Consider the following 13851-nt stretch of genomic DNA (forward strand, 5'->3'; position numbering starts at 1 on the left):
TTGAATTTGTTCATGACTTTCGTTTGTCTACTCGTCACGCTTACATGATTGTGTTTTCTTAAAGAACTTTTCTCGCTTCAACTTCCGTATCCGCTTTATTCCGATAGGCATTGCGCCCCTCTTTATCGTTTTGTTTTTCCCTTCGTTTCCGTTGGGACTGCAAAGGTAGAAATCTTTTCTGAACTTCCAAAAACTTTTTGAAGTTTTTTTTCTTTTCCCTTTTTTCGATTTCCGCGTTTAAAATAAACTGAGCGGGATTTTAAATCCTGCCAGACTTCTCTTAAACCCTTCTTTTTTCATGGCTCCTTCTCTCGAAGTAACCGTCCCTCCCTTGCGGAGTGGTGCAAAGATAGGGAGTTTACTAACAAACTTCCAAGCCTTTTGTTTATTATTTTTTAATATTAAAGTTAACTAACTGTAACATTGAACGATTCATTTAAGATAGCTATGCTTTAAACCGTCCTATCAGGTAAAATTAACCAATTAAACGGCCAAGCTGCTTGCTATAAATTTCAGTTCGCCCCCTTCCTTAACAAGCAATTTCACCGCTAAAAAAGCAAGCTAAATATATTTTACGACCTTCTTCAATATCATATAAGGTCGTTATCGAAACAAAAAAGGTCCAGACGAATGTCTGGACCTTCCTATATAAAATAATCGAGTAACGATTAATCTTCTTCTTTCGAAGCCAACAATTGATCGTACTCCTCGCGAGAGCCCACGATTAAATTGCTGTATTGACGGATACCTGTACCAGAAGGGATCAAGTGACCAACAATTACGTTTTCTTTCAAACCTAATAAGTTATCACGTTTACCTGCGATAGCAGCCTCGTTCAACACTTTTGTAGTCTCTTGGAAAGAGGCAGCAGAGATGAACGATTTCGTACCCAATGAAGCTCTGGTAATACCTTGCAACAATGGACTTGAAGTAGCCGGAATTGCTTCACGAACTTCAACAAGTTTTAAGTCACGACGTTTCAGACTAGAGTTCTCTTCTCTCAACTTACGTAAAGAAACAATTTGTCCCGGACGTAAATTATTAGAGTCCCCTGCATCAACAACAACTTTCTTGTCAAACAAAGAATCATTTTCTTCCATGAAATCCCATTTGTTAACGGCTTCTTTTTCTAAGAAACGAGTATCTCCTGGATCTTCGATGTTAACTTTTTGCATCATTTGGTGAACGATCGTCTCGAAGTGTTTATCGTTGATCTTCACACCTTGCAGACGGTATACCTCTTGGATACCATTCACAATGTAATGTTGCACTGCTGATGGACCTTTGATCGACAAGATATCCGCAGGAGAGATCGAACCATCTGATAATGGCATACCAGCTTTCACAAAGTCATTATCCTGAACAAGGATATGTTTAGAAAGAGGTACCAAGTATTTCTTGATTTGACCATCACGAGACTCGATAGACATCTCACGGTTACCACGTTTCACACCACCCAATGTTACCACACCGTCGATTTCTGTTACTACAGCAGGGTTAGAAGGGTTACGTGCTTCGAATAACTCCGTTACACGTGGTAGACCACCTGTGATATCTCGCGTTTTACCTGTAGAACGAGGGATTTTAACGAGGATACCACCTTCTTTCACTGTTACACCATTAGCAACTGCAACGTGGGCGCCTACCGGGATATTGTAGGTACGAATAACCTCTCCCGATTTATCAAGAATCTTGATGGATGGGTTTTTCGTTTTATCACGTGTTTCAATAATTACCTTCTCTTTGTGACCAGTTTGCTCATCTGACTCTTCACGGAAGGTAACACCTTCGATAATTGCGTCAAATTCAACTTTACCAGCAAATTCAGAAATAATTACTGCATTATATGGATCCCATTCGACCAATTTATCGCCTTTAGCTACTGTACCGCCATCCTCAACGAACAACTGTGAACCATAAGGGATATTTTGTTGGAATACGATTTTATTATGTGCATCAATGATCTTAACCTCACCAGAACGTCCTAAGACTACCTGATGTGTGCCATTATCGTTTGTTTGAGAAACAGTACGTACGTTTTCAAATTCGATTTTACCATCGTATTTAGAAATGATACTTGAATCAGCAGCAATGTTCGATGCCGTACCACCCACGTGGAATGTACGAAGTGTCAACTGTGTACCTGGCTCACCAATTGATTGAGCGGCGATAACACCCACAGCTTCACCTAACTGAACACGCTTACCTGACGCCAAGTTACGTCCGTAACAACAAGCACAAACACCACGCTTAGACTCACAAGTTAATACCGTACGAATCTCAATTCCTTCGATACCTGCTTTTTCGATAGTTTCGGCAATTTCCTCAGTGATATCTTCATTTGCAGAAACGATCAATTCGTCAGTATCCGGATGAAGAACATCATGCAATGGTGTACGACCCAAAATACGATCGAACAATGGTTCAACAACATCATCATTATCTTTCAATGCTGTTGTATAAATACCACGTAAACCACCACAATCTTGTTCCACAACGATCATATCTTGCGCTACGTCATGTAAACGACGTGTCAAGTAACCCGCATCCGCTGTTTTCAATGCTGTATCGGCAAGACCTTTACGCGCACCGTGGGTAGAGATAAAGTACTCCAATACGGACAAACCTTCTTTAAAGTTTGACAAGATCGGGTTTTCGATAATCTCACCACCAGAAGTACCTGATTTTTGAGGTTTCGCCATCAAACCACGCATACCACATAACTGACGGATCTGCTCTTTCGAACCACGGGCTCCAGAATCCAACATCATGTAAACTGAGTTGAATCCTTGGTTATCATTCGAAAGAATATCCATAACGTGTGCCGTCAATCTGTTGTTGATACGCGTCCAGATATCGATGATTTGGTTGTAACGTTCGTTGTTTGTAATGAAACCCATGTTATAGTTATTCATTACTTCTTCAACCTCGTTAGTTGCTTGTTGAATCAATTCAGCTTTCGCAGCAGGAATGTTCAAATCTTCCAAGTTGAACGAAAGACCACCTTTGAAGGCCGTTTGATATCCCAATTCTTTCATATCATCCAAGAACTGTGCTGCACGGGCCATACCCGTAGTCTTCACAATTTCACCGATGATATTACGCAAAGATTTTTTCGTAAGCAATTCATTGACAAATCCCATTTCGTCAGGAACAACTTGGTTGAAGATCACACGACCTACAGTTGTTTCTAATAAGGTATCAACGATGCTACCATCTTTTTGTCTAACTTTTGTTTTTACTTTAATCCAAGCGTGAAGGTCAATTTGCTTCTCATTTAAAGCGATGATAACCTCTTCAGCCGAATAGAAAGTCATATCTTGACCTCTTACGATGTGATCGCCAGCAGTTCTACGGCCTTTAGTAATATAGTAAAGACCCAATACCATGTCTTGAGATGGCACTGTGATTGGAGAACCATTCGCAGGGTTTAAGATATTGTGCGCACCTAACATTAAGATTTGGGCTTCCAAAACTGCAGCATTACCAAGCGGTAAGTGGACTGCCATCTGGTCACCGTCAAAATCGGCGTTGAACGCTGTACACACTAATGGGTGTAATTGAATAGCTTTACCCTCTACTAATGTAGGTTGGAAAGCCTGAATACCCAAACGGTGAAGCGTAGGTGCACGGTTTAGCAATACAGGGTGACCTTTCAATACATTTTCAAGGATATCCCATACCACAGGATCTTTACGATCAACGATTTTTTTAGCTGATTTTACTGTTTTTACAATACCACGCTCGATCATCTTACGAATGATAAACGGTTTGTAAAGTTCTGCAGCCATATCTTTAGGAAGACCACACTCGTGTAATTTCAAGTGAGGACCTACAACAATTACCGAACGAGCCGAATAATCCACACGCTTACCTAACAAGTTTTGACGGAAACGACCTTGTTTACCTTTCAAAATATCAGATAAAGACTTCAATGCACGGTTACCTTCTGTCTTAACAGCGTTCACTTTACGTGAGTTGTCAAACAAAGAGTCTACCGCTTCTTGAAGCATACGTTTTTCGTTACGTAAGATTACTTCAGGAGCCTTGATTTCGATCAAACGTTTTAGACGGTTGTTACGGATAATCACACGACGATATAAGTCATTCAAATCCGAAGTCGCAAAACGACCACCATCCAAAGGCACTAAAGGACGTAATTCAGGTGGAATGATTGGAACGATTTTCACAATCATCCATTCTGGACGATTCTCGATATTTTCACGTGAACTACGGAAAGCCTCAACCACATGAAGGCGTTTTAACGCTTCATTTTTACGTTGTTGAGAAGTTTCGTTAGCAGCTTGGTGACGTAAATCGTATGACAATTGATCCAAATCAATACGTTTCAACAAATCTTCTAACGCCTCAGCACCCATCTTGGCAACGAATTTTTGAGGATCGTTATCGTCTAAATATTGATTTTCTTTTGGTAAGGTATCTAAAATATCTAAATATTCTTCTTCAGTCAAGAAGTCCATAAAGTTGATACCATCTTCTTCTTTAATACCAGCTTGGATAACCACATAACGTTCGTAGTAAATGATCATATCCAATTTCTTGGTAGGAAGTCCCAATAAATAACCAATTTTATTAGGAAGAGAACGGAAGTACCAGATGTGTGCAACAGGAACAACCAAATTGATGTGTCCCATACGCTCACGACGTACTTTTTTCTCAGTTACTTCAACACCACAACGGTCACATACGATACCTTTATAACGGATACGTTTGTATTTACCACAGTGACATTCGTAGTCCTTCACAGGACCAAAAATGCGCTCACAGAATAAACCGTCACGTTCTGGTTTGTAGGTACGATAGTTAATCGTTTCCGGTTTTGTAACTTCACCACTTGAGCGTTCCAAAATAGTTTCTGGAGAAGCCAAGCTGATCGTAATCGAAGTGAAGTTGCTTTTAATTTTATTATCTTTTTTGTAAGACATACTTATTCAAAAGTTAAAGCTTTATAAAGAAGCTTTGAAGGACTGAGCCCTTCAAAGCCCTATTTGCTTAATTAATCCAATGTGATATCTAGACCCAATCCACGTAACTCGTGTACCAATACGTTGAACGATTCTGGTACCGATGGTGTCGGAAGGTTGTTACCTTTTACGATTGCCTCGTAAGTTTTGGCACGACCAACCACGTCATCCGATTTCACAGTCAAGATTTCTTGAAGGATGTTAGACGCACCGAATGCTTCCAATGCCCAAACCTCCATCTCACCGAAACGTTGACCACCGAATTGCGCTTTACCACCCAGAGGTTGTTGTGTGATCAATGAGTACGGACCGATTGAACGTGCGTGCATTTTATCATCAACCATGTGACCTAATTTCAACATGTAGATTACACCCACTGTCGTCGGTTGATCGAAACGGTCACCTGTCAATCCGTTGTACAAGTATGTACGTCCAGATTTTGGTAGGCCAGCTTTCGCAACCCAATCTTGTACTTGATCCATTTCAGCACCATCAAAGATAGGTGTAGCAAATTTCACACCCAATTTTTGACCTGCCCAACCCAATACGGTTTCGTAGATCTGTCCCAAGTTCATCCGTGAAGGTACCCCTAGTGGGTTCAACACGATATCAACTGGTGTTCCATCTTCTAAGAATGGCATATCCTCATCACGTACGATACGTGCAACGATACCTTTGTTACCGTGACGACCGGCCATCTTATCCCCTACTTTCAACTTACGTTTTTTAGCAACGTAAACTTTAGCCATCTGCACAATTCCTGATGGAAGTTCATCACCGACAGATACTGCGAATTTATCACGTTTGAATGAACCTAACTCTTCATTAATCTTGATATTGTAATTATGAAGAGCCATTTTGATCAACTCGTTTTTATCTTCGTCAGTTGTCCATCCCATTGGGTTGATGTTGTTGTAATCTAATTCAGCCAGGATTTTTTGCGTAAACTTAGCTCCCTTAGCAACCAACAACTCTTTATAGACATTGTATACCCCTTGGCTTGTTTTACCATTCACGACAGTGAATAATTTTTCAACCAAACGATCTTTCAATGATTTAACTGCTCTATCGTGAGCAACCTCTAGTTTCTCTAAAGTTTTACGTTCAACCTCTTTAGACATTTTCTTCGCACGCGAGAATAACTTCGTATCAATAACAACACCTTTTAATGATGGTGGAGTTTTCAATGAAGCATCTTTCACGTCACCAGCTTTGTCACCAAAGATTGCACGTAATAATTTCTCTTCTGGAGAAGGATCTGACTCACCTTTAGGTGTGATTTTACCAATTAAGATATCACCACCACCAACTTCAGCACCGATACGGATAATACCGTTTTCGTCTAAGTCTTTTGTCGCTTCTTCAGATACGTTAGGAATATCAGCTGTTAACTCTTCTTCACCACGTTTTGTATCACGAACTTCAAGTTCGAATTCTTCAATGTGAAGAGAAGTAAACCAGTCTTCTTTCGCTACACGCTCAGAAATTACGATCGCATCCTCAAAGTTATATCCTTGCCAAGGCATGAATGCTACTTTCAAGTTACGACCTAATGCCAATTCACCATTTTCAGTTGCATAACCTTCACATAATACCTGTCCTGGTTCAACTCGTTGACCTTTCTTAACGATAGGTTTCAAGTTCATACATGTATTTTGGTTGGTTTTCTTGAATTTGATCAATTTATACGTTTTGACATCATCATCGAATGATACAAGACGATCATCGTCGTTTCTGTCGTAACGGATTTTGATTTCATCAGCATCTACATATTCTACTACACCATGACCTTCCGCATTGATCAATGTACGTGAATCTTTCGCTACACGACCTTCAAGACCAGTACCTACGATAGGAGCTTGTGGACGCAATACAGGCACGGCCTGACGTTGCATGTTCGATCCCATCAATGCACGGTTGGCATCATCATGTTCCAAGAAAGGAATTAATGAAGCCGCAATAGATGTAATTTGGTTTGGAGCAACGTCCATATAATCAAGCATATTAGGCTCGATAATTGGGAAGTCACCCTCATATCTGGCTTTCACTTTCGCATCTTCGAAATTACCTTTGTCATCATACAAAGCATTCGCTTGTGCGATTGTTTTACCATCTTCATCCTCAGCAGATAAATATACTACTGGCTCGTCAACCACAACAACCCCACCTTTTACCTTACGGTAAGGAGTCTCGATAAATCCTAAGTGGTTAATTTTCGCATGTACAGCCAATGAGGAGATCAAACCGATGTTTGGACCCTCAGGAGTTTCAATTGTACAAAGACGACCGTAGTGTGTATAGTGAACGTCACGAACCTCGAAACCTGCACGCTCACGGGAAAGACCACCTGGACCTAAAGCTGACAAACGACGCTTGTGCGTAATTTCAGCAAGAGGGTTAGTTTGGTCCATGAACTGAGACAACTGGTTTGTACCAAAGAACGAATTGATTACGGACGAAAGTGTACGAGCATTAATCAAATCGGTCGGCGTAAACACCTCATTATCACGAATGTTCATACGCTCACGGATTGTACGGGCCATACGAGATAGACCTACACCAAATTGAGCATATAATTGTTCACCTACAGTACGTACACGACGGTTTGACAAGTGGTCAATATCATCTACTTCAGCTTTAGAGTTGATCAAATTGATCAAATACTTCACAATCGCAATGATATCCTCGCGGGTTAATACTTTCGTATCATCCGGAGTTCCCAACTTCAACTTACGATTGATACGGTAACGACCTACATCACCTAAATCGTAACGTTTGTCAGAGAAGAATAAACGATCGATGATACCACGAGCAGTTTCCTCATCTGGTGGTTCAGCGTTACGCAATTGACGATAGATATGTTCTACCGCTTCTTTTTCTGAGTTGGACGTATCTTTTTGTAAAGTGTTATATATAATAGAATAGTCCGCATTGTTTGATTCATCATCTTTCGCTAAGATAATAGACTTAACGCCAGCTTCGATAATCAAATCAATGTGATCTTCTTCTAGAACAGTTTCACGCTCAAGGATAATTTCGTTACGGTCGATAGATACAACTTCACCTGTATCCTCATCCACGAAATCTTCTACCCATTTTTTCAATACCCTAGCCGCAAGACGACGACCAACATATTTTTTAAGACCAGATTTACTAACTTTTACTTCATCCGCTAAATCGAACAATTCTAAGATATCTTTATCCGAATCGTAACCGATAGCACGCAATAAGGTCGTAACTGGGAATTTCTTTTTACGGTCGATGTACGCATACATGACGTTATTTACGTCAGTTGCAAATTCGATCCAAGATCCTTTGAAAGGAATTACCCTTGCAGAATAAAGTTTAGTACCATTTGTGTGTCTACTTTGACCAAAGAAAACGCCTGGTGAACGGTGTAATTGCGATACGATGACACGCTCTGCACCATTTACCACGAAAGTACCTTTAGGAGTCATATAAGGGATAGTCCCTAAATATACATCCTGAACAATAGTTTCGAAATCTTCGTGTTCTTCATCATTACAAGATAACTTTAACTTAGCCTTTAAAGGAACGCTATAAGTCAAGCCGCGCTCGATACACTCTTGGATATCATAACGTGGTGGATCAATGAAATAATCCAAAAACTCTAGCACAAAAATGTTTCTTGAATCAGAAATAGGGAAGTTTTCCGAGAATACCTTGAACAGCCCTTCCTGATGGCGGTTGTCAGAAGTAGTTTCTAATTGAAAAAACTCCTTGAAAGATTCCAATTGCACATCTAAGAAATCTGGATATTCCAATACTTTCTTACTTGTCGCAAAGTTTATTCTTTCTTGTTGAATATTATTGTTTGCCAAGGGAATATGAATTTTAGTTTTAAAAAAACTGCGCTTACACTTATGCTGTAAACCACCTTTCCACTGTGCCCAGCATATACACAGCATAGTGGCGTATTGATATAAATAGGAATAGACTCTGACGAAAAATCGTCAGAGTCTAAACCTTTTCGGGCTAATTAGTTGAGATTATTTAATCTCAACAACAGCACCAGCTTCTTCTAATTGTTTTTTCAAAGCTTCTGCTTCGTCTTTAGATACACCAGCTTTTAATTCTTTAGGTGCACCGTCAACTAAATCTTTAGCTTCTTTCAAGCCTAATCCAGCTAAATCTTTAACCAATTTAACTACAGCTAATTTTTGACCACCAGCTTCTTTCAAGATAACGTCAAATGAAGTTTTCTCTTCTGCAGCAGCAGCACCACCTTCAGCTGGAGCAGCAGCTACAGCAACAGCAGCAGCAGCAGGCTCGATGCCATACTCGTCTTTTAAGATATCAGCTAATTCTTTAACTTCTTTTACTGTTAAGTTAACTAACTGTTCAGCAAGTTGTTTTAAATCTGCCATTTTATTTTGAATTTTTGAATGTACTTTATAAAAATTGTTAATTAAATTGTAACGAATGTTTCTGTTCTAGAGGATTCGTTAACCTCTTTCTTCTAAAGCCTTTACTAAGCCAGCAACAGTATTTCCTCCAGATTGAAGAGCTGAAATAACATTTTTCGCAGGTGACTGCAATGCAGCGATAACATCAGCGATAAGTTCGTTTTTAGATTTAAGATTAACTAATGCAGTTAATTGATTATCTCCAACGAATGCGGTTTGCTCAATGTAAGCAGCTTTCAATACTGGTTTATCACCAGCTTTGCGAAGCTCTTTGATCAATTTTGCAGGTGCATTTGCAACTTCAGAAAATAACATTGTAGAAGCACCTTTTAGTGTTCCAAAAATATCTTCTTCGTCAACACCAGCTTCGATCAATGCTTTTTTGATCAACGTGTTTTTTACCGCTTTAATTTCGATACCTTGCTCGAAACATTTGCGACGGATGCCATTTATTTTTTCAACTGTTAAATCAGCAGTATCGGTAATGTAAAAGTTACCGTAAGATTTAATCTGTTCGGCCAAAGCTAGAACAATTTCTTGTTTTTCTTCTTTTCTCATGATTAAATACCTGCTACTGATTTAGTCTCAATATGAATACCAGGACTCATAGTTGAGGAAATGTGAATACTCTTAAAGTAAGTTCCTTTAGCTGCAGATGGTTTCAAACGAGCTAGAGTTTGTAATACCTCTAGTGCGTTATCATATATCTTATCTGCATCGAACGACGCTTTACCAATAGAAGTATGGATGATACCGGTTTTGTCAACTTTGAAATCGATCTTACCACCTTTTACATCTGTTACAGCTTTACCAACTTCTGTTGTAACTGTACCAGTTTTAGGGTTAGGCATCAAGTTTCTTGGACCTAAAATACGACCCAATTTACCAACTTTAGCCATAACACTAGGCATAGTAATAATGATATCAACGTCAGTCCAACCACCTTCAATTTTGCTGATGTAATCATCTAAACCTACGTAGTCTGCACCTGCCGCTTTAGCTTCTTCTTCCTTATCAGGAGTACACAAAACTAAAACACGAACAGTTTTACCAGTACCGTGAGGTAATGTTGCAATACCACGAACCATTTGATTTGCTTTACGAGGATCTACGCCCAAACGAACGTCGATATCCACAGAAGCATCAAATTTGGTCAATGAGATTTCTTTAACTAAAGCCGAAGCTTCTTTCAAAGAGTATGCTTTACCAGCTTCAATTTTGGATAGTGCCGCTTTTTGATTTTTTGTTAATCTAGCCACTTTTCTTAAATTGATTTCTTAATTAATTGTTCCAAGGAGCATTACCTGATACAGTAATACCCATACTACGTGCTGTACCAGCCACCATTCTCATAGCAGCCTCTACAGTAAATGCATTTAAATCAGGCATTTTATCTTTAGCGATTGTCTCAACTTGTTCCCAAGTGATAGCCGCAACTTTTTTACGGTTAGGCTCGCCAGATCCACTTTTTAATTTAGCAGCGTCTTTCAACTGAACTGCTACCGGTGGAGTCTTGATGATAAAATCGAATGATTTATCAGCGTAAACTGTAATGACAACAGGTAATACTTGACCTGGTTTGTCTTGCGTACGAGCGTTAAACTGCTTACAGAAATCCATGATATTCACACCTTTAGCACCTAATGCAGGTCCTACTGGAGGTGAAGGATTCGCAGCTCCGCCCTTAACTTGTAATTTTACTAACGCACTGACTTCTTTTGCCATTTTGTTTTGAATTTAATTTTGTTAAATGTCTGTTAGTAAGTTGGAAGCAAATAACGTAACATTCATCGGCCAGGACGTAACACCCCAACCGAGGTGCAAAGTTAATAAGAAGATTTGAATCCTGCAAGTATCTAACTTTTAATTTTTCAGGAATTTATGTTTTTTTTATCCCTACCTAGATCCGACATCCTATTACAAAAAATAATCTTAGCACTTTTCTAAAAATTAAGGCTAAAAAAATCGGTTTTAACGAAGTCACATCAGCTCTACTGCCTTTTAATAATCTTCAACACCTTATCCAATACCGGATCTTTCCCTTTGAATACATCATCAACATTTCGTACAATGGAAACATCCGGCATAACACCCCGTCCAGCTTCGCTTACATGATAATAAGGCTTCACGTCCATTAAGCCAAAGCGCCACCTTAAATGGGAGTTTGGCAGTTTCAGTACAGGAAGAACTCCCGCAACAGTACCACTAGCAGCCCCGCCAGTCTCTTCACCAAAGAAAACAGCACGTTTCCCAACTTTCAGATTTGTAGCAATCAAACTCGCTGCAGAAAAAGTCCCGCCATCGATCAATACAAATAAATCACCGCGATAGCGATTCGCCTTTGATTTTTCAATTTTGCTTCCCGTAAGATGGGTATAATTTATCCCATCTTTGGAAAACGTCTTTGCCCAAGATACTACAGCACTTGGTATAATAAATGGTGATAAAACGGGATAAGACCAGCCTGGCAATCCTTTTACCTGATAAAACGGCAAGTTGAACTTTGAGGTGATCACTGCCGGCTGAACAAACTGGAATTTATCCGCTTCTACCAGATAGCTATATAGTTCACGAACATCGGACAAACGTCCGCCCAGATTGCCACGAAGATCCAAGATCAGGTATTGAACCGAATTAAGCTCCAGTCGATCAAAAATCCTTCTATAGGCTTCTTTTGGACGCCCATAGGAAAAATCGACCACCTTCAATAAAGCAATACTGCTATCGCCTTTGACAGGGAAAGAGAGCTGTTTGCTCATTCTTTTTAGATTGGTATTATAGCCGAATATCTTGCGCTGCTTTTTCGTATCGGACTTCTTTTCGATTTGCTTATCCTTCTTTTCCGAAGGCTTTTTATTCGGTTTTTCCGTAGCCGCATGGTTTGTCCCGACCTTTCCCTTCTGTTCAGGTGCTTCAAATCTTCTGACAACAAACCGCTCATACGTACTATCAGCACAAGAAAACACCACAGCAATAGAATCTCGATACCCCAATTCCAATTGGTAATACCGCGGTAATAAACGTTCAAAAGCCTGATCTATAAATGTTGTATTATACCCATCCGAGGTAAAGCTTGGGCGATATTTTGTGTACAAATTTTGTGGCTGTATCCCTTCAATAGCTAGAATTTTTGAACCGACAATCAGCGTTGAATCTGCCGTTCCATTTTTTGAAAGATACAATGTATTTTCTTGCCAATGAAATCCCAATTGTGAGAAGGGGCCCTTACTTTTTTGGTAACGTACTTTATCCTTACCTTTCGGGTCAAATTTGGAAATAAGTGGGCTTAAGGTCATATGTCCCTGCCGAACTTGAGACAGAACAGCTGCTAATGCCAGCTGAAACTGGTTGGGCAGTAAGGGTTGGCGGATCGTAGAACGGAGGCTATCAAACTTAGTCTTTAATTGATCTTCCCCTATATACAAAAAAAGGTCCGGATGCATTTTCCATAAGTTACGCTCAACATAGTTGATATCTTGCTGCATAGCTTCCACTGCCAGGGGAGTCTCGATAAATCGATTATACTTCTCGACATTTGCACAGCTCAGCAATGTCAGCACATAAAACAATGCGAATAGATAAATACCTAGCCTTTTCATTTATGGTAAGATACAAAAAAAAGCCTTCCAATTTTCATGAAAAGCTTTTCTCTATCGTTAATTACTAATCTTACTCTTTTTCTACTTGCATGTAGTTCAGTTCAAGTGGAGTCTTACGACCGAAGACTTTCACCATGACGATTAATTTCTTTTTATCTTCGTGGACTTCTTCGATCTCTCCAGTAAATCCGTTGAAAGGACCATCGTTTACTTTCACTGTTTCACCCACATAGTAAGGAACGTTAATGGTTTCACCTTGTTCTGCCATTTCATCCACTTTACCTAAGATACGATTCACTTCTGCTTGGCGTAAAGGGACAGCATTACCAGCTTTATCTCCCAAGAAACCAATGACGCTATTGATATTTTTGATGATGTGCTCCAACTCACCGTCAAGAGCTGCTTCCAATAAAACATAACCAGGGTAGTAGTTACGTTCTTTAGCAACTTTCTTTCCATCGCGCATCAAGTAGTATTTTTCCATTGGAATCAACACCTGAGGAATCAAGTGCTCAATACCTAAACGGCTAACTTCGGCATCAATATATTGCTTTACTTTCTTTTCTTTACCACTTACAGCACGAACTACGTACCACTTTAAACCTTGATCTGCCATAAATAAATACGATTGAAAAATTAAGAAGCAATACCGTACAAGAATTCTAACCCTACACTTGAAGCTTTATCCATTACAAAGACAACCAATGCAATAAGAAGAGACGCAACAAGCACAATAACAGCTGAACTTTGTAACTGAGACCATGTAGGCCAAGTCACTTTCTCAGTGATCTCTACATAAGAGTCTTTAAAAAAATCAAGTACTTTTGCCATTTTAGTTTA

The 13851-nt window shown here is 39.6% G+C and carries 9 protein-coding genes; all 9 read right to left on the reverse strand.

All coding sequences use genetic code 11. The features are described from left to right. Positions 1-668 precede the first annotated feature (668 nt). The 9 genes from rpoC to secE all read right to left on the reverse strand — a co-directional run bounded on the left by rpoC (position 669) and on the right by secE (position 13842). Complete coding sequence (gene rpoC, locus B4Z90_RS16205; RefSeq protein WP_070566328.1) at positions 669-4946, reverse strand: DNA-directed RNA polymerase subunit beta'; 4278 nt, start codon at positions 4944-4946, stop codon at positions 669-671. Between the two features lie 71 nt (positions 4947-5017). Continuing rightward, positions 5018-8827: a DNA-directed RNA polymerase subunit beta gene (gene rpoB, locus B4Z90_RS16210; protein WP_115049452.1), complete on the reverse strand. Its 3810-nt coding sequence runs from the start codon at positions 8825-8827 to the stop codon at positions 5018-5020. A 168-nt stretch (positions 8828-8995) separates the two neighbouring features. Continuing rightward, positions 8996-9373, reverse strand: coding sequence for a 50S ribosomal protein L7/L12 (rplL, locus tag B4Z90_RS16215; RefSeq protein ID WP_002992785.1), 378 nt, complete (start codon positions 9371-9373; stop codon positions 8996-8998). Between the two features lie 78 nt (positions 9374-9451). Next, positions 9452-9970: a 50S ribosomal protein L10 gene (gene rplJ, locus B4Z90_RS16220; RefSeq protein ID WP_070566325.1), complete on the reverse strand. Its 519-nt coding sequence runs from the start codon at positions 9968-9970 to the stop codon at positions 9452-9454. Between the two features lie 2 nt (positions 9971-9972). After that, entirely contained in the window at positions 9973-10671 is a 699-nt protein-coding gene (gene rplA / locus B4Z90_RS16225; RefSeq protein ID WP_046672240.1) for a 50S ribosomal protein L1, read from the reverse strand. Positions 10672-10693: 22 nt separating this feature from the next. Beyond that, the gene (gene rplK, locus B4Z90_RS16230; RefSeq protein WP_028072660.1) at positions 10694-11137 is read right to left on the reverse strand and encodes a 50S ribosomal protein L11; all 444 of its coding nucleotides are present in this window, start codon (positions 11135-11137) and stop codon (positions 10694-10696) included. 266 nt (positions 11138-11403) lie between these two features. Next, complete coding sequence (locus B4Z90_RS16235; protein ID WP_286802769.1) at positions 11404-13011, reverse strand: S41 family peptidase; 1608 nt, start codon at positions 13009-13011, stop codon at positions 11404-11406. Between the two features lie 70 nt (positions 13012-13081). After that, entirely contained in the window at positions 13082-13627 is a 546-nt protein-coding gene (nusG, locus tag B4Z90_RS16240) for a transcription termination/antitermination protein NusG (RefSeq protein WP_046672242.1), read from the reverse strand. 20 nt (positions 13628-13647) lie between these two features. Continuing rightward, positions 13648-13842 carry a preprotein translocase subunit SecE gene (gene secE / locus B4Z90_RS16245; protein ID WP_028072657.1) on the reverse strand — a complete coding sequence of 65 codons (195 nt, stop codon included), beginning with the start codon at positions 13840-13842 and terminating at the stop codon, positions 13648-13650. Positions 13843-13851: the final 9 nt, after the last annotated feature.

The sequence above is a fragment of the Sphingobacterium sp. UBA5639 genome (assembly GCF_002421245.1).
GTDB lineage: Bacteria > Bacteroidota > Bacteroidia > Sphingobacteriales > Sphingobacteriaceae > Sphingobacterium > Sphingobacterium multivorum.